Genomic DNA, 17,763 nt, shown 5'->3' on the forward strand with positions numbered 1-17,763 from the left:
TTTTCCTGTTGTCAAAGGAGTGTGATTGTGTACTCTACGTATTTACAATATTTCTACGATCACTTTTGTGACAATAAATCCACCTATAACAAGCCAGAGGAACATACTGGTTGCTGTATAGATAGGAGCAAGGCCCAAACCTTTGAATTTAGAGAAGATTGTTCCCATACCAAGTGCAGTCATTGCCATGGTAAGTAAAAATGTATCTATTTCGTTGATGATATCAACAATGTTCTGAGGTATAAGATGAAATGAGTTGAACCCTGCAACCATGATAAAGTAAACAGCAAACCAAGGAATAACAAGTTTGGTTTTTTCATTTCTTTCTCCACCCTCTTTTTTAGCTGACCATGCAAGGTAAAGTCCTAATATGATTAGCATTGGAGCGATCATAATAACACGTGTCATTTTAACAATGACCGCAGCATTTGCCATTTCCACAGGAGATCCCGGGACAGAAGCAGGTACGGCAACAACCTGTGCTACCTCATGGATTGTTCCACCCACATAGATACCAAACTCTCTAGCACTCATATGTAAAAATCCTGAGGCATTTTCGATAAAAGCTGTGTAAAGTACGGGATACAAAAACATAGAGATGGTTCCAAAGAGTACTACCATAGAAACAGCGATAGCTGTTTTGTACTCTTCAGCTTTTAGGACAGGTTCTGTTGCAAGTACTGCTGCTGCACCACAAACTGATGCTCCAGATGCAGTAAGTATAGAGGTGTCTTTATCCATACCAAATATTTTATAGCCTAACCAAGAACCCAATATAAGTGTACTTGTAAGCATGATAAGTGAAACCAGGAAACCATCCAATCCTACGTCAGCTATCTGCTGGAAAGTAATTCTAAATCCATAAAGTACGATAGCAAAACGTAAAATCTTTTTACCGGAAAAAGTAATACCGCTCTGCCATGCCTCCGGAGTTTGATTATGGAGGGTATTGGCATAAAATATACCCATAACAATACCGATAACAAGAGGAGAAAGACCAAGTGCTTTTACCGGGCCCAGTCCTGAAATATAGGTTGCAGCTGCTGCAAATATAGCTACAAAGAGAATACCACTTAGAGTTCCGACACGATTTTGGGGAGAAAAAGCCATATAAATCCTTTTTTAGAGTGAATATCTTCAAAATTATTGATAACATTTTTGAAATTCTACTATAATTTTGATATAATAGGCAAATCAATAAAATAAAGAATGTTAATAAGTTTTATAGATAGATAGAATAAAAAGAGAGAAGATGAAATTAACCCTTAGACAAATGCAAATTTTTCTGAAGGTGGTGTCCTCCGGACACTTAACCAATGTAGCAAAAGAGATGAAACTGAGTCAATCAGCTATTTCAATGTCCATTAAAGAGTTGGAAAATATTCTGGGACGGCCTGTATTTGACAGGATTAGTAAAAAACTGGTACTTAATGAAGTGGGCAGAGCATTTTACAAAGAGATCGATCCTATCTTTAAAAAACTTTCGGATATTGAGTATGAATTTAAGAATTCAGAAAATAAAGGGATGATCCGTGTAGGGGCAAGTACTACCATTGTAGATTATCTGATGCCTTCTATCATTTGCAGCTATATGAGTTCCTATCCGGATGTCAAGATTACACTTAAAGAAGGAAATACCAAAGAGATCACACAAATGATACAGGATGGTGTGATCGATATAGGTTTCGTGGAAGGATTTGTTTCAGGTTCTGACATTATAAAAGAGAAGATAGGTGTAGATGAACTTCTTGTTGTAACTTCAAATAAAAATTTGTGTAATTCCTGTTATATTGATGAGTTGGCTGAAAAGAGATGGGTACTCAGAGAAGAGGGATCCGGTACACGAGAAGTTTTTTTGAATTATATTAAAGAAAAAGTAGATAACCTGAATATCTTTTTTGAGTTGGGACATACCGAGTCTATTAAAAGTATTCTGATGAACCGTGAATGTTTGACATGTATTTCAAAGATATCTGTAGAAACTGAGATAAAAGAAGGAAAGCTACATCAAGTAGATGTGAAGAATTTTGAATGTAAGCGAGACTTTTTGATGATATATCATAAAGACAAGTATCATAGTACATTGTTTGAAAAATTTCTTTTTTTCTCTAAAAAACTAATGATGCAGATGCTTGATAATGAAAATAAAAAGAGTTTTAAATCAAAATAAGTTTTATAAATCAAAAGAACTTTTTTAAGGCAAGTTCATATTCATGAGGATGGTTTAAATTTATAAAAGGTGTATCATCCTCAAAAGTAACAAACCGAGTGTGTGCTTCCTTGAGTAGATCACTTAGTCTATGATTCCCCTCAGTTAAATGCTTTTGCGCCAAGGGCAATATGGAACGTCTATATACACCGCAGAGTGGTTGTACTCCATTGGGGCTTTTAGCGATAATAGCATCAAACTTTTCTTCAGTAGGTCGCAAAAGTTTTTTTATGACTTTTTCATCTACAAATGGAGCATCTACACTAAGTATAAAAATTTCATCTTCTTCCAATGTCTCAAAAAGTGAGATAATGCCTACCAACGGTGAATTCTCTTCATATTTATCAGTGATGACAGCAGCTTCAAAATTAAACTTATCCTCTTTTGCACAGAGATAGACTTTTTTAAACAGCAAACTAAGTTTCTTATACTGAAATTCACTCAGTGTATTATACTTTCCAAAAGGCAGCAATGCTTTGTCTTTACCCATGCGAGAGCTTTTACCTCCTGCAAAGATGATAGCCGGTATAGGATACTTCATGTAATGTTCACTTTACGTTTTTGATGTACCCACAATACCACAAATGCCATAAAAGCGATAACAGCTTCTATCAAAAACATGTTTTCTCCATAAATTTGTCCGGAAAGTACGGCTCCTACCGACCCGCCCAGTCCAAATGCAATACCCAGAAAAAACTGTTGGGCAAGTTTTTTCTGGGTATAGAGTGAAAAAACGTATGTGATGGCTGCTGAATGATAGAGGGCGAAGCTGACAGCATGGAGTGACTGGGAGGCAAAAGTAAGTACAACCGAGTCCGGAAAAAGATAGAGCATCATCCATCGTATGGCAGTAACAAATGTTGCGAACTGCAGGATGTTCAGTAGATTTCTTTGTAAAAGAGGTCCCTGAAAATAGAGCATGACAATTTCACAAATAACACCGAAACTCCACATCCAGCTTATTATTTCAAGAGAGATACCATGGGAAGTTTCATAAATGGTGAAAAAGTTATAGAACCCTCCAAATCCTACCTGCATGAGAAATACAGAGGTCCAAAATGCCCAATATTTTAAAAGTGAAAAACTGGCATCTTCCTGTGCTGATCCATGGGAGATAGTATCATATTTTGTGAGTATTGCACCAAAGAGAAAGGTCAAAAATGCCATAGTGCTCAAATAGTAGAGTGCCTGATAGGGGGAGTCAAGTACTTTCCCCAGCCAAAGTGCGATTCCCATGAACCCTAAAGAACCCCATAGACGTACTTTCCCATAACGGTTTTTAGACAAAGAGGCAAGGGCAATAGTCTCTATGTACGGCAGGGAAATACCCATGGCCGCACCAAAAACAAGATTAGCAAAAAGATAGATCCAAAAACTCTCAACACTGGCTAAAAAAAGCAGTGTTCCGATAAAGGTCAATAGAAGAGAGAGTAGATAGACTTTTGCAGTGAGAGCAAGATAGTGACGAAATACAAAAGGGAGCAAAAAACGCATAAAGGGTGCAGCAGCATAGATGATCCCTACATCAACAGCAGAGTACCCCAATCCGAGCAGGACTTTGGGCATAAAGATAACATACACACCCACAAGTGCAAAGTAAAAGAAATAATATGCTCCCAAAAGGGGGGAGAATAAAGAGGAATATGCAGTTCTCATTTTCTACAATATCATTTTTTGTGTATAACTGCTGTACGGCTTAAGAGGTCATGAAGTGTTTTATGGTCTTTTCTGAAGAACATCATGATCCAACCGAAGAAAGTGAAAAGAGACAACACTGCACACATATTTCTAAAGAGGATCACAAAAAAAGAGGGTTTTTCTCCGGTAGATTCATCTATGACCATCAGGTCATAGGCACGATAACCCGGGGTTTGGCCAGTGTTAAACATAAAAATGGTTTGTATGCTGACCAAAGGGACCAGAATATAAAGCCATCCGAGTGCTTTATGCTCCGCAAAGCCTTCACGACCTCCCATAACAAGATAAAAGACAATATACATAATAGGCATTACAAGCATGAAGGCATCAGTAAGAAATGCTTTTACTTTACTTGCTTTGGAAGCATAGTCTCTCTGTTTTAGAGAAGAAATATCTTTTATTTTCTCTTCTTTTTTTCTGCCTTGCTTGATATCTCGAAATCGTTGTTTTGCCATTAGAAATCCCAGATGATGCTGGCATAAGGACCCTGGAAGTCTATATTGGTACTCAGTCCTTCTTCAAGATCCTCACTGTCAAGATGGATGGCTTTATAACCTGCTTCAATACCGAAGCCCATTGTAAAAGAGTAGCGTGCACTGATCTCATAGTCATAGAAAGTTGTATCTTCATAGGTAATGAAGTTCCCTTCAGCCTGAAGACTAATATCTGTTGCCGGGATATTTGCTTTGAGTTTTCCATAGAGCATAGGAACCAAAGTAGTAAAATTGACAACTTCATGTTCTTCCACAAGAGAAAGAAGCGGTGTGACTGTAACATCAATATTGCCATCCAAATAGCGTAATGTAATACCCGTATCTATCTCAATCGTATTGTCCAGCAGTTCGTAGTACAATGTAGCATCGTACATTTTAAGATCAAGAGAAGAGTCAATATCTCCAGTCACATTAATGATGTCTCCCCAGGAGAAAGCAGTAACGGTGCCCTGACCGGTATGTGACAGATCTGTATATGCTACTTTTAGATTTGGGAGAAAAGGGGTAGGATGTTCAATATATGCTTTTAGTATCATATCCTGTTCTTCACTCCACTTAAGATCATCTTCAAGATCTATAGATGTCGTATTCTCATATGAAGTATATCCGCTGGGGGCATGGCTGTAAAAGCCCAAAGAGACTTCTCCTCCAATAGTATCAGCATAGATGGTAACAGTGCCAAGCAGTGTTAAATAACCTAATTTTTGCAATTTTGTCATATGTTTCCTTTATAATTTTATTGTAAGCCTTGCGTCATAGTAAAGATAGGGAGCAGCATGGCAGATACTATCACACCGACGATCACACCGATGAAAAGCATCATAAAAGGTTCTAGAAGCCCCAAAAGTAATTTGAGTTTATCTTCATTCTCTTCGGCATATAGATTTGAAATATTGTTCAGGATACTTGCGACTTCACTGGACTCTTCACCTAGAGCAAGCGACTGCATAAAGTTACGTTTTAACTTAACGCCTTTTGTAAGTTGTAAGGCATTGGAAAGCTTATTTCCTTCAAGGACCTTGGTAGAGGCTTTTTCAAAAAGTTCCCTGAGTTTATAGTTGCCAAATGATGCGGTAGAGAGCTTAACAGCCTGTGCATAAGCAACTCCTGAATCAAGCATTAAAGAGAGAATGTAAGAAAATCTTCCCAGTTCATGATTTTGGATGAGTGACCCCAAAACAGGTATTTTTAGCAACCATCCGTCTATGAGCCTATGAAATGAGTCTATTTTTGCATATGCCAGTTTAAAGAGCACAATAAAAAGGGTGATACCTATGATCAGATGTATATAATAAGCAGTTAAAAAATCACTGATATTCAGTACAAATTGTGTGATAGGCGGGAGTTCCTGGTCAGTATCTTCAAAAATAGCTGTAATTTTAGGTACCACAAAAGCAATGAGAAAACTGGTCATGGCTATGGCAACAGTAAAGATAACAGCAGGGTAAACCATTGCCCCTTTTACCTGTTTTTTTACTTTGTTCTGCGCAGAGAAGAAATTTCCCATATTGCTAAGTACTTCCACCATTTTCCCGCTTTGTCCGGCAATGTTCAGGCTCTGTAAGAAGAACTCAGGCATCGCATAGACTTTTTGGGAATTGAGTGCATGGTAGAGTGATTTACCTTCATCAATCATAGTTTTGATTGAATTTAAAAAAGAGACATAACGCTTTTCTCCCTCGTGCTGATTTTCAAGAAGCTTGATCGCTGTCAGGATGGTCATACCGGAGTTAAGATAGGAAGAGAGTTCTTTTGAAAAAGCAGCAAGAAGTTCACCAGGCATTTGACGTTTGGAAAAAGCTTCAAGGGAAAACTCTTTTGTAGGGGAGAGCCCTTCATGGTAGATGCCGCCGGAACGGAGTTTTTGTCCAGCCTCTTCTATTGAACTGGCAGTAACAGTACCTTTGACTTTTTTCCCTGATTTGTCAAATCCTTTATATTTAAAAAGCATCTGTATTATAGTCCTTGCCTGAATTAGTGATATTATAACTTTTTTAGCTGTATCTTTGAGAAAAGGAGAGAAGAAAGTATAAAGGAAAAGGCATTCATCATTCATTTACTTTAAATTATTATACTTGGAGTTCATTTAAAAAAGGAAAACAGTGCAGCATAATGAGATAGAAATATTTAAAGGTCTCGATCAGAGTTTTGAGCAACAATTCAGTAAATACGGAAAGCTGGTCTCTTTTAAAAAAAAGGAGATGCCTTTTACTGACGGAAGACTCTCTTCTTATTTTTATATCGTTTTGAAGGGGAGGATCAAAAGTTATCAGATGAACTTGAGTAACGGTAAAGAACAGACACTTTTTATCTACCGTCAGGGAGATATGTTCGACACTCTGATCCTTCTTGACGGTAAGCCGCATGATGTGCTGTACGAAGTACTTGAAGAGGTTGAACTTTTGGAATTTCCCATTGCAAAAGTACGTGAGTGGTTACATACCAATGAACAGTTTAATCGGCATTTTTTCCCTTATCTGGCTTCACAAATGCGTCATACGGAAGAGTTGGCATGCGATCTCTCTTTATACAGCACATTTGAACGACTCTCTAAGCTTTTACTGCAAAATATCGACCCGGGAAACAGACAGTATTTCCGACTGTTGCAAAATCTTTCCAAAACAGAGATCGCCAAACTGCTGGGAACGGTCAGACATGTGGTTGAAAGACATTTAAAAGAACTTGAGAATGATCAGACCATAGAGAACAGCCGTAAAAATATCTTCATTAAAGATGTCAAAAAACTTTTAGCCCACTCCAAACAGTTATTATTACCTTAAAATATGCAAAATGCGACTTTAGTAGCATTTTTTTCTTCATACACTCTTTTATAATACATGCATAACAAAGTAGAAAAAAGGAGAAAGCATGTTAGTAAGACACTTTGAACCATTTAATGATATAAGAAAAAGTTTTGATCTGGTAAATGCTATTATGAAATCGGTCGGAGAACAGACAGAGATGCATTCCCTGGCAGATTTCAACCCTAAAATCAATACCCGTGAAGGTAAAGAGGCATACCATATAGAAGTGGAACTGCCGGGTATTAAGAAAGAAGATGTAGATGTAAAAGTCGATGGAAATGTGTTGACTATCTCGGGAGAGAGAAAACTCAGAGATGAAGTAAAAGAAGAAGATTACCATAAAATAGAGAGCAGCTATGGTGTTTTCTCAAGAAGTTTTACTCTGCCTGAAAAAGTAGATATTGAAAATATCCATGCAGAATCAGAAGATGGTGTTTTGGAAATAGTGATCCCCAAACTTAAAATAGATACATCATGCAAAAAAATTGAGATCAAATAAGGAGGATAGTATGAGTATTGCAGAAAAAGGAAAAGAATTGGTCCAAAATGTTGAGGAAAAAGTGGAACATGGATTGGAAGTTGCAAAAGAGACGCTCGGAAATGTAGCCAGACATCTGCCTTTGGCAAATTTTGCAAAACACAGCAGTGATACCTATGATATAGAGATCGACCTGCCGGGTGTGAAAAAAGAAGATATCGAACTCAAGATCGAAGATGAGTATCTTACGGTCAATGCTACAAGAAAAGCCAAAAAAGAAGTAAAAGAGGATGACTATTATCTACGTGAAAGTAACTTCGGTCTGATTTCAAGAAGTTTTATCCTGCCGAAAGATATAGACAGGGAGAAGATCTCTGCACATCTGGAAGATGGTCGGCTCTATATTACACTGGAGAAAGAAGAATCTAGAAAAGCACGTAATATTTCTATTAAATAAGTAAGAATACTCTCTCCGGAGCAGAGGGGAGAGTATTGAACATTTTTTTTACGCACCTACCTCAATGCTGTCTGTATATGTGGATGAGGGACAGACCCGTCTTACACTTTACTTTTTAAGTATCTTCCTGTCTCCAGGCCAGCTGATCGATGCGGATATTATGATAAATCCGCATTACAGGATCATTATCAGCCAGGCCTGTAACGGAATAATACCTGTACTTTTTTATTTGCTTCGATACTTGCCTATCCCTCCGTACCTATCCAAGGCAGTATGGATGCTGATTGGATATCTGTCATTCACTATGGTCAATATTATACGCATATTAATGGTAGTGTATTTTGTAGAGGGAGAAGGAGGCAGAGGGAACTTTTACTGGTCTCATGACTTTTTTGGAAATGTATTATTGATGCTATGGGGATTGGGACTTTTTGTTTTATGTATAAAAAGATCCGGAAGAAGAGTTAGAAACTACTGATCTTAACATGATAATACATAGAAGAATATTGATCTTTGATCATGATCTCATCTATAATGGCAGTTGGCCCATATCCCTCGACTGGTAAGATCTTAACAGGTTCAGGGATAAAAAAGTCCCGGGCGCTGTTTTTTAAAATTTCTCTGCTTTTCAGATTTTCGATCTTAAAATGTTTTTGCAGAATGTCATAAGCGGATTTTCTTTCTTTATGGTAGCGTGTTACATCTTCTGCCAAAAAAAGTGAGTCCTGCAAAGAGCGGTTGTTTCTTTCGGAAATATAAATGATCTGTTCCTGATTTTGGCTGTGTATCTTAAGAATACCGATGATGGAAACAGAGATAATAATTACAGAAATGAGGATCTCGATAATAGTAAAGGCAGGACGTAAAGTTTTCAATAAAAGTCTCCACTGTTTGATACAAGCTCACTGTTCTTAAGCCAAAGATCCCTTGCTTCTTCCAGAGAATCCACTTTTTGGGGTGTCCCAAAAAAAGCAGGCAGGAAATAGACAGCATCTTCATTTTTCAAAATGATCTGAGTGCTGCTTCCATTCCGGTAAAAGTTAAGGAGAAGACATATTTTTCTGTCCTGATACCGTCCATATTCCAGGGGAAGAAGAGCGTCTCTGCTGTCCAGTGTGTAGGCTCTCGGTCTTTTGAGGTCTATAGCATTGTTGTAAGGCTGAAAGTCGGAGTGTATCCCTTTTCGAAGATAGCAGGAGCGACATTCGTCTACGCAGAGCAGCGTAGCTTTTCCTGTAAAAATATCTGATTTTACAATAGTGGATTTGAGGTTAAGCGGGGTAAGTGCCTTAGGTTTGTCAATATGCTTTTCCCACCCGCTGAAACCCAGGAAATAGACCATGGAAATAATAAGAATAACGATCAGGAGTTCTATAAGCGAGAAGCCCCTGTGATATTTTCCTGCTGGCTGTTCAGACATCAGAAGGTTATTTATTGCACTCGCTGAGCAAGATGTCTTTGTTGTTTTCTTCACCGCCTTCTTTTCTATCTGCAGCAAAACTGATGATCTCCACGTCTGAACCGTTCTTCAAATAAACAAAAGGTGTTTTCCATGAATCTTTCGGAAGTTTTTTAAGATAGGGTTTTGCACGGTAGTTAGGATATTTGTCAGCATCCGGGTTGCTTAAAAGTGCTTCAAATCCCTCTTCGGTTTCCGGATAGACACCGTTGTCAAGTTTAAACATGTCGAGTCTTTTTTTAAGGTCATTCATTTTGAGACATACCGTATCTCTTTTTGCCTGGTCTGCGGAATCCATGAGGCCCGGTGCTACGATCGCTACAAGCCCACCAAGTATCACAATAACGATAAGTAGTTCTATCAGAGAGAACCCCGCTCTCAATTCTTTATTTTTTTTCATATCAATCCTTAGTTTGCTTTGGTATAATAATATTTCAAATACGATTTTACTTTAATAGAGCTTTTAGATGGATAAACCTGAGTATAGCATACATAAGAGTGTTCCCCACAAAAAGGGCATTGCTCTCCTCATTACTTTATCTGTACTGGCTGTGATCATTGCCCTGACAGGTGTACTCCTGAATTATTTTAATGAAGTAAGAAAAGAGGCAGGTGCCACAAAAGCACTGATACAGGGAGATCTTTACTATACAGATATCAGAAAGATATTCCAGAACTTTAAAAAGAAAAAAACCCTATATACCACACTCTATACCACACCCGTACCTTTATCCTCCTCTGACGGTAGATTTTCCATGCTTCTCAAGTGCCGTCCTTTGGCAAACGGGGTCAATATCAATTGGCTGGGGAGGGGTAATGGTCAGGAAATGTTAGAACAGTATAATGCAGTACAAAAAGTATTTGATGCTATTGAACAGAGATATGATCTGGAAGATATGGGAAGATTGCAGGAGATGCTGCTTGAAGAGATAGGCGGCAAAGGGAAGTTTGTTCAAAAAGAACAAAGCAGACTTCGACAAAAAAACGGTATTATATCGTATGAACAGTTTGAGGCGATTATAAGCCGGTATCAGTTTGAAGTTGATGATCAGAACGTAAGGAAGGTGCCCTGGTCAAAATTTTTTGTATTCGGTTCTGCGGCAAAAGAGATAGACGGTGATTATATGTCTGCAGAACTGATCTCTTTGCTTTTTGATATTGATCTGGTTACGGTAAAAGAAGAATGGATAGAGGGGCAGACCAAGCTTAAAACATTTGTTGAAGAGTATGGTGGTATATACAGGCAAGCACTTTTTGTAAAAGATTTTTTGGAAGAAGCAGAGTGTGAAGTTCAGTATGGATATGCAGATAAAAGATTCAAATTTAAATTTGTAGATATTCAAGGAGAGGTAAAAGATTTTGAATTTTATGGGAAGCAATAAAGAACTGCTGTTGATCCATGCATCAATGGAAAATATCTCTTTGTCATCTGTGGTAAATGTGATGCTTACACCACAGTTCTATACAGTAAAAAAAGAAACCCTCCCTGTAAAATATCTCTATGAGGCAAAAAAAATAGCCCCCTCTCTTTTTGACGGACTGCTTGAAGCAGGGAGAGCATACAGATATCTGGTATTCAAAGAAGAGGAAAACTGGGTCTTTATCGCATATGATCCGGAGAAGATCAGTGATTTTCTCCTTTCAAAGGGGATCCGGCCCGAGCAGGTATCCAAACTCTTCTTTGCGCAACAGGCACTTGCATCTTTCAGTGCACCGGTTCTTTTGGGAAAAAAAGAAGCACTGGTGGTTTTAGACAATACAGTAACGGTTGTACCCCGGGCAGTTCTGGGAGAAGAGACGCAGCCATTGGTTTTTGACCGCAGTTTTACACCCAGAACAGGGGTTTCTTTGGAAGGGGCATACGGTTCTGTATTCAACTTGAAACAGGCGTTGGTATTGGCAGCGGTCTTTATAGGTTTCGCAGCAATCTTCTTTGCAGAGGGGTTGCGTTACGGTAATGCAGCAGAAACAGAGGAGATGCAGAGACTTTTGGAAGCATACCCTTCTATGCAGAGTGGGATCCAGAGAAAAAATATTGCTGAAAAATACAGAATGATCGATACAGCAGAAAGAAAAAAAAGGGAAATGATACGCGTACTCTCCAAAATGATCTTCAAAGGGGTTACGCTGACATCATTTATATTGAATGAAAAACATTTCAAAGCGCAATTCTCATGCAGTAATGACAAAGTGGCCAAACGCTTGAAAGAGCTGGCTGAAAAGGAGAAGCTGCATACTTCAAAAGCGGCGGGCACTATAGAGATAAAGGGAACATTATGAGTTTGAAACGGTATCAGAACGAATTGGTAGTGTTCCTGGCATTCCTGCTCATGCTTGGAGCGTTTCTATATAAGAACGGGCAGCGCTCTTTCCAGCAGGAAGAGGCGGCCCGTACAGCACAGGCAGTAAGTGATTTCAAGGAAGTTGTTACACTTAAAAAAGTATGGGCAGATAAAAAAACAGGCAAAAAAGTAGAAAAACTAAAGGGCCTTGTTCCTGTCTCCAAAGTCAAATGGAGCAGGAAAAGTAAAAAAGTCACAGCAGTGTATGAAGGCTTAAGTGCAAAAGAATTAAACAAACTTATTACAGGGATATTGAATCTTCCTGTAGTGATCAGACAATTGGATATCAAAAAGACAGGTCCGTCGTATCATGTGGAGTTTAAATGCAAATGGTAAAAAAAATTCTTCTGACCCTGCTTCTCATTTGGTTTGCTCTGCTGGTGTTCATGCCTAAACAGGAAATGTACTACGCCTTGGAAAAAGCGCTTGCCGAACAAGAGATAGAGATAAATGAGCAAAGCATAGAGGAAGGATGGTTCTCCTTAAGTATCAGAGATGCTTCCGTATATGGAAAAGGAATCAAAATAGCAGACATTGAAAAGCTTACATGCCATACCCTGCTTTTCTACACAAAAGTTGAAATAGACAGTATGGTGCTGGATGATTCCTTGAAAGCAATGTTTCCTCAAAAAACGGATAAAGTATTTTTGACCCATACTTTACTCTCTCCTTTGACTGTATGGGTACATGCAGAAGGTATATTCGGTACATTTGAAGGAAGTATTGATCTGAAAGAACGGAAACTCCATATAAATTTTACTGAAGTCAAAGAGATAGGGACTATAAGATCCGAATTGAAAAAAGGTGAAAAAGGATGGTACTATGAAAAATCTTTTTAAACCCGAAACGGTTAAAATGTTCATTGCTGCTCTACTGCTTTTACTGATGGTCAAACTGCTTTGGTTCGCTGTTGAGGTATTATGGCTTCCTTCATACGGTGTAGATCATAGAGATGAAAAAAGGGGGAAAGCCCTCTATTACAGAGTAAAACTGACACCAAACGAAATGCCTGTTCCTGCAAAATTGAAACCTAGTCGTTCGGTTGGATCCCATGGAAATATTAAGGATATTATACTTCTGGCCATTTATAATGCTTCGGATACAACGGTTATCACAGTGTCATATAAAAATAAAACAAAAGTCCTTTCCAGAGGAGATGAGATCAACGGGTATGTACTGGAGGGTGCAGGAAGAAATTTTGCCACGTTCAGTAAACAATCCAGAACTTTTCGGATAAACCTTGTTAAGAGCAGAGAGGGAAAGGGAGAGAAATATCCGATCAGCTCCAGGACCCATCTCCAAAAAGAAAAATCATCTTCTGCAAAACCGGAAGGAGAGATCGTGGATGCAGGAGATCATAAGATCGTAGATAAAAGTCTAGTTGAATACTATGCGAAGAATATGAAGGATATAGGAAAAGATATTGGAGTGACTGAAGAGAAAAACGGAAAAGAGCTGAAGGGATTCCGTGTGACTTTTATTCGAAAGAACAGTCTTTTTTCAAAACTTGGATTAAAAAGAGGTGATGTAATCAAGGCGGTGAACGGACAGGAGCTGACCAGTTATAATGCAGCAATGGATTTCTATAAAAGTATAGACTCGATAGATAGTCTCAGCTTAACGATCAAAAGAGGAAAAGAAGAAATGGAGTTAGAATATGAAATTAACTAAAATAGTATTGAGTATATTGCTTATATTGTCTATAGGATTACATGCACAGGAAGAAGAAAAGATAGATATAAATTTTCGTAACTTGAATATAAAAGATTTTGTAGAGATGGTCTCAAAGATCACGCATAAAAATATTTTGATCGATGTTGACCTGAAAGGTAAAATCAATTTTGTTTCACAGGAGCCTATAAAAAAGAGTTCTCTTATCCCATTGGCAAACTCCATTTTGGGAAGCAAAGGCTATACGATCGTTGATCTGGGAGAGTACTACAAAGTGGTAAAAGGTACCAATGCTGCAGGAGAAGGACTCGATGTCAGCAGCAGTGTAGATGGTGAGACCATGAAAACAGTGATGTTCCCGCTTAAAAACTCCAATGCAGCCGTGATACGGGCGAAGATAAAACCGTTATTGCACAAAAATGCAAAAGTGATCTCTTTTAAAGAGAACAATGTCCTGGCAATTACCGCAACACCCAGAACATTGCGTTCCATCTCCAAAGTGATCAAGGCTGTAGAAGAAAGGGGTGAAAAGAGATCTATGGTCGTAAAACTCAAGAACGCCAGTGTGAAAGATGTGTTCAGCAATGCACAGAATATGGCAAAAAAACTGTTTCCCCGGACCATTGAGAGTGAAAAAGTAGATATTTTCAAAGATGAAGCAACCAATTCCATCATACTGGTAGGCAAAACAGACAACAACCGCCGAATGATCAGATATATCAAGCAGCTGGATATGAAAGGGGAAGAGCAGACACAAAAAATGTATGTGATCCGTCTGAAGAATTCCAATGTGGAAGAGATGGAGAAGATCCTCTCCAAGCTGGTATCACAAATGAACAATGTTGCTCTTAAGCAGCCTAAAAAAGGCGGAAAGCCGCCTAGTAAAGCAATGGTGGTTTCAGATGTGGAAAGAAATGCGCTGATTATACTTGCGACCGGAGAACAGATCAGGAACATAAGAGAGACAGTCAAAAAGATAGATATTCCCAAAGTGCAGGTATATGTGAAAGCACGTATCGTAGAGATCAATACCGGACTTGCTGAACAGATCGGTCTTAAATACGGATTTGAAGGAGGGAAGATCACTTCTACAGGGCTTTTCTCGCTGGCAGGGAATATGGGAGCATCCTCTTTAATGGTATCAGATACATTGCTGGGATTCCTGAATAATGAGACTACACAATTTGATATTAATGGAAATGCATATACTTCTACGGATAAAGCATTCAGTTTTGACAGTAATATCTCACAGATCTTTGCTTTGGGTGCAAAACTTGACCTTCTTAAACAAAACGGTGCAGCACACATTCTGAGTGAACCCTCTATTCTATGTACCAACAATAAAGAAGCTTCTATCTATGTAGGGCAGACACAGTCTATTTTAACCCAGGCTCAGCAGTCCACACAGGGGCAGGCAAATATTGTTAATAACTACTCAAGGGAAGATATAGGGATTACCTTGAAAGTAAAACCGAGACTCTCCAGCAATAACAAAGTCACTCTGGAAGTGGAAACACAGATTGAAGATGTCCTGCCTGGTTCAAGTGCTTCCGCAGACAGACCAACCACAACGAAACGTAAAGTACTGACCAATGCAATTGTCAATAACGGTGAGACGATCATTTTAGGCGGACTGATCAAAAGTTCAGGAGGGAAAACGGTTACAAAAGTGCCGTTCTTGGGAGATATCCCTATACTTGGAGAACTATTTACTTCCAGAGACAGTGCGCAGAGTAAAGTAAATGTTGTTATCTATCTTACCCCTTATATCATAAGAAAAAGTGATGATCTTCAGCGTTTACGGACAGCACTTGCCGAACTTGAAGAGATACAGACCAAATATAATGCTTTTGTACGTGAAGGGCTTGAAAAAAAGAGTGGTGAAAGCTATAGTGATGAAAGTACGGCAAGTCCTGCAAGCCAGAGAATCCGAAGAAAGCCTAAAAGCAATTTGTCTATACTGGATGAGGAAGAGGAGTAGCAATGCAGTTCCCCCGCCTACAGGATGTGAACCTTGACCCTTTATGGGAAGAAGAGATAAACCATAAGCTTGCATTGAAGCACTCTTTGCTTTTCAGTATGATAGATGGAGAGAAAAGGACTGTTGTAGAGCAGGAGACATTGTCAGATGCACTCAACCATCTTTCCAAACTTTCACTGGATTACCCTATAGTACTGCTTGATGGAGAGAGTTTTGAAAGGCTGAAAAATAAATTTCTGGAGATCCAGACAGGGTCTGACTTTGAAGAGATGTCAACTACTTCGGATGAACTCATAGAAGTAGAGTCAGATCTTCTGGAATTCATCCGAAATTCACAGGATCTGCTTTCAAGTGAAGAATCCGCACCCATTATCAAACTGGTCAATTCACTTTTTTTTCAGGCACTTCAGAAAGGTGCAAGTGATATCCATATAGAGAATGGAGAAAAAAAAGGTGAAGTAAGGCTGCGTATAGACGGAGCACTTAAAAAGCATATTGATCTGGAAAAAAGTATTGTGACTTTGGTGATCAACCGTATCAAGGTTATCTCCAATCTGGATATTTCAGAGAAAAGAGTACCCCAGGATGGCCGTACACAGATCAGTATCTCAGGCAAAACACTGGATGTAAGGGTTTCTATCCTTCCTACCTATCATGGAGAGCGGGTGGTCATGAGGATACTGGCACAGAGTGAACATATCCCGACACTTGAATCTTTGGGATTTCAGGATGATATAACACGAAACCTTTACAGACTTTTAAACCATGCACACGGAATGCTGCTTGTTACAGGACCTACAGGCTCAGGTAAATCCACCACACTGCATGCCTGTTTACAGCATATTGCAACGCCGGATAAAAACATCATTACGGTAGAAGATCCTGTAGAGTACAATGCAGACAACATCAGTCAGATACAGGTCAATACAAAAGTAGGACTTACCTTTGCTGCCGGTCTGCGATCCATCCTGAGACAAGATCCGGATATTATCATGGTAGGGGAGATCCGTGATTCTGAAACAGCAGATATTGCTTTGCGATCTGCATTGACAGGGCACCTTGTTCTCTCTACTCTGCATACAAATGATTCGACTTCCTCTCTGAGCCGTCTGATGGATATGGGCATAGAAAACTTTCTTATCTCTGCCACACTTTTAGGTGTATTGGCACAAAGACTTACCAGAAAACTCTGTGTAGCATGTAAAGAAGAAGCATTACTGCCACCGGCGATTGCCGAAGAGATAGATGTACCGGCAGAGAAGTCCTATTTCAAGGCAGTGGGCTGTAAAAAGTGTGATTTTACAGGCTACAAAGGACGACAGGCAATAGGTGAACTTTTTATTATCGATGATAACGTAAAAGAGATGATGAAAGACGGATTCAATGACCATCAGGTTAGGGAAGTAATGAAAAAGAATGGTATGAAAACGATTGCAGATAAGCTTAAAGAGATGCTTCTGGCAGGAGAGACAAGTTATGAAGAAGCGATCCGTGTCGGCTTGATGGATGGCTGAAAAAATGTCTAACCGAAGTGCATTTACGCTGATAGAGGTGCTTATCTCTATTGCACTTCTTGGACTTATTCTCCCTGCACTTTACAAAAGTGTAGATCTGCTGCAAGATTCCAACCAGCACCTCTTTACCTATTTGGAAAAATCCAAAGAAGTCAGTAAAGTCACACAAACACTCTATTTGGATATTTTAAGTTCTGATGGTAATATCAATATCACAAAAGATGAATTTAGCAGGCTGTGTATAGAAAAAACCCAAAATTCTCTCTATGCATTGCCTGTGGCAAAAGTATGCTGGGTTGTATTAAAAAGGGATAATACACTGCTGCGGGTGGAAGGAAATGCCTATACTCTTCCTCTGGGAGCAGAAGACAAAGTGGAAGTCGATCCTGTGATGCAAGATCTGGAGACCTTTGATGTCTATTATCAAAAAGACAAGGTTCTGGTACTCTTGCAGGAGAAAAGCAAAGAACCGATCAGTTTTATGGTGCAGGGTGTTTCCGCGGCAGTAAAGAAGAAAAAATCCAAAAAGATCGAAAAGAAAGTTCCGATACTTCCGAAAGATACAAATCTTTCTACTCCCTCTCCTGCATAAAAGTAAGCTTTCTTCCCTCTAAATTCTGTTACAATAATTGAGAGAATATCCAAAAATCATCGAT

The 17,763-nt window shown here is 38.9% G+C and carries 22 protein-coding genes; 13 read left to right on the plus strand and 9 right to left on the minus strand.

Features of this window, described 5'->3' with window-relative positions; all coding sequences use genetic code 11:
* Positions 1–42: 42 nt before the first annotated feature.
* Positions 43–1,110 carry a YeiH family protein gene (locus ACZ48W_RS06930; RefSeq protein ID WP_464827609.1) on the minus strand — a complete coding sequence of 356 codons (1,068 nt, stop codon included), beginning with the start codon at positions 1,108–1,110 and terminating at the stop codon, positions 43–45.
* Positions 1,111–1,252: 142 nt separating this feature from the next.
* Between ACZ48W_RS06930 and ACZ48W_RS06935 the strand changes: the two genes are divergently transcribed.
* Complete coding sequence (locus ACZ48W_RS06935) at positions 1,253–2,170, plus strand: LysR substrate-binding domain-containing protein (protein WP_464827610.1); 918 nt, start codon at positions 1,253–1,255, stop codon at positions 2,168–2,170.
* Between the two features lie 10 nt (positions 2,171–2,180).
* Here the strand turns inward: ACZ48W_RS06935 and mobA are convergent, their stop codons facing one another.
* From mobA to ACZ48W_RS06960, 5 genes are read right to left on the minus strand one after another with little or no spacing between them, the layout of a single operon-like run.
* Positions 2,181–2,750 (minus strand): molybdenum cofactor guanylyltransferase MobA, encoded by a 570-nt coding sequence (mobA, locus tag ACZ48W_RS06940; RefSeq protein ID WP_464827611.1) that lies wholly within the window; start codon positions 2,748–2,750, stop codon positions 2,181–2,183.
* Positions 2,747–3,865 carry an MFS transporter gene (locus ACZ48W_RS06945; protein ID WP_464827612.1) on the minus strand — a complete coding sequence of 373 codons (1,119 nt, stop codon included), beginning with the start codon at positions 3,863–3,865 and terminating at the stop codon, positions 2,747–2,749. Before ACZ48W_RS06945 ends, mobA begins: the two co-directional genes overlap by 4 nt.
* An 11-nt stretch (positions 3,866–3,876) precedes the next feature.
* Positions 3,877–4,362 (minus strand): RDD family protein, encoded by a 486-nt coding sequence (locus ACZ48W_RS06950; RefSeq protein WP_464827613.1) that lies wholly within the window; start codon positions 4,360–4,362, stop codon positions 3,877–3,879.
* A complete protein-coding gene (locus ACZ48W_RS06955; protein ID WP_464827614.1) occupies positions 4,362–5,120 on the minus strand; it encodes a TIGR04219 family outer membrane beta-barrel protein in 759 nt (252 codons plus the stop codon). The genes ACZ48W_RS06950 and ACZ48W_RS06955 overlap by 1 nt, the downstream gene beginning before the upstream one ends.
* Positions 5,121–5,137: 17 nt before the next feature.
* A complete protein-coding gene (locus ACZ48W_RS06960) occupies positions 5,138–6,352 on the minus strand; it encodes a type II secretion system F family protein (RefSeq protein ID WP_464827615.1) in 1,215 nt (404 codons plus the stop codon).
* Between the two features lie 151 nt (positions 6,353–6,503).
* Between ACZ48W_RS06960 and ACZ48W_RS06965 the strand changes: the two genes are divergently transcribed.
* From ACZ48W_RS06965 to ACZ48W_RS06980, 4 genes are all read left to right on the plus strand, one after another.
* Positions 6,504–7,181, plus strand: coding sequence for a Crp/Fnr family transcriptional regulator (locus tag ACZ48W_RS06965; RefSeq protein ID WP_464827616.1), 678 nt, complete (start codon positions 6,504–6,506; stop codon positions 7,179–7,181).
* 88 nt (positions 7,182–7,269) lie between these two features.
* Entirely contained in the window at positions 7,270–7,704 is a 435-nt protein-coding gene (locus tag ACZ48W_RS06970) for an Hsp20/alpha crystallin family protein (protein WP_464827617.1), read from the plus strand.
* Positions 7,705–7,714: 10 nt separating this feature from the next.
* Complete coding sequence (locus ACZ48W_RS06975; protein WP_464827619.1) at positions 7,715–8,140, plus strand: Hsp20/alpha crystallin family protein; 426 nt, start codon at positions 7,715–7,717, stop codon at positions 8,138–8,140.
* 64 nt (positions 8,141–8,204) lie between these two features.
* Entirely contained in the window at positions 8,205–8,618 is a 414-nt protein-coding gene (locus ACZ48W_RS06980; RefSeq protein ID WP_464827620.1) for an exosortase/archaeosortase family protein, read from the plus strand.
* On the opposite strand, the gene ACZ48W_RS06985 is transcribed toward ACZ48W_RS06980, so the two are convergent.
* The 3 genes from ACZ48W_RS06985 to gspG are packed head-to-tail and all read right to left on the minus strand — an operon-like array spanning position 8,605 to position 9,999.
* On the minus strand, positions 8,605–9,015 hold the full coding sequence (locus tag ACZ48W_RS06985) for a hypothetical protein (protein ID WP_464827621.1): 411 nt from the start codon (positions 9,013–9,015) through the stop codon (positions 8,605–8,607). The two genes, ACZ48W_RS06980 and ACZ48W_RS06985, sit on opposite strands and share 14 nt — an antisense overlap.
* Complete coding sequence (locus ACZ48W_RS06990; protein WP_464827622.1) at positions 9,012–9,560, minus strand: prepilin-type N-terminal cleavage/methylation domain-containing protein; 549 nt, start codon at positions 9,558–9,560, stop codon at positions 9,012–9,014. The genes ACZ48W_RS06985 and ACZ48W_RS06990 overlap by 4 nt, the downstream gene beginning before the upstream one ends.
* Positions 9,561–9,567: 7 nt before the next feature.
* Positions 9,568–9,999, minus strand: coding sequence for a type II secretion system major pseudopilin GspG (gene gspG / locus ACZ48W_RS06995; RefSeq protein WP_464827624.1), 432 nt, complete (start codon positions 9,997–9,999; stop codon positions 9,568–9,570).
* 67 nt (positions 10,000–10,066) lie between these two features.
* On the opposite strand from gspG, the gene ACZ48W_RS07000 reads away from it, so the two are divergent.
* From ACZ48W_RS07000 to ACZ48W_RS07035, 8 genes are read left to right on the plus strand one after another with little or no spacing between them, the layout of a single operon-like run.
* Positions 10,067–10,981, plus strand: a complete 915-nt coding sequence (locus ACZ48W_RS07000) for a hypothetical protein (RefSeq protein ID WP_464827626.1) — start codon at positions 10,067–10,069, stop codon at positions 10,979–10,981.
* Entirely contained in the window at positions 10,968–11,879 is a 912-nt protein-coding gene (locus tag ACZ48W_RS07005; protein ID WP_464827627.1) for a hypothetical protein, read from the plus strand. The genes ACZ48W_RS07000 and ACZ48W_RS07005 overlap by 14 nt, the downstream gene beginning before the upstream one ends.
* Entirely contained in the window at positions 11,876–12,277 is a 402-nt protein-coding gene (locus ACZ48W_RS07010) for a hypothetical protein (protein WP_464827628.1), read from the plus strand. Before ACZ48W_RS07005 ends, ACZ48W_RS07010 begins: the two co-directional genes overlap by 4 nt.
* Complete coding sequence (locus ACZ48W_RS07015) at positions 12,265–12,780, plus strand: hypothetical protein (protein WP_464827629.1); 516 nt, start codon at positions 12,265–12,267, stop codon at positions 12,778–12,780. Before ACZ48W_RS07010 ends, ACZ48W_RS07015 begins: the two co-directional genes overlap by 13 nt.
* Complete coding sequence (locus ACZ48W_RS07020) at positions 12,764–13,612, plus strand: PDZ domain-containing protein (RefSeq protein WP_464827631.1); 849 nt, start codon at positions 12,764–12,766, stop codon at positions 13,610–13,612. Before ACZ48W_RS07015 ends, ACZ48W_RS07020 begins: the two co-directional genes overlap by 17 nt.
* Positions 13,599–15,593 carry a type II secretion system secretin GspD gene (gene gspD / locus ACZ48W_RS07025; RefSeq protein WP_464827632.1) on the plus strand — a complete coding sequence of 665 codons (1,995 nt, stop codon included), beginning with the start codon at positions 13,599–13,601 and terminating at the stop codon, positions 15,591–15,593. The genes ACZ48W_RS07020 and gspD overlap by 14 nt, the downstream gene beginning before the upstream one ends.
* Positions 15,594–15,595: 2 nt before the next feature.
* Positions 15,596–17,107, plus strand: coding sequence for a GspE/PulE family protein (locus tag ACZ48W_RS07030; RefSeq protein WP_464827633.1), 1,512 nt, complete (start codon positions 15,596–15,598; stop codon positions 17,105–17,107).
* Entirely contained in the window at positions 17,100–17,699 is a 600-nt protein-coding gene (locus tag ACZ48W_RS07035; RefSeq protein ID WP_464827635.1) for a PulJ/GspJ family protein, read from the plus strand. Before ACZ48W_RS07030 ends, ACZ48W_RS07035 begins: the two co-directional genes overlap by 8 nt.
* Positions 17,700–17,763: the final 64 nt, after the last annotated feature.

The organism is Sulfurovum aggregans, assembly GCF_055385215.1.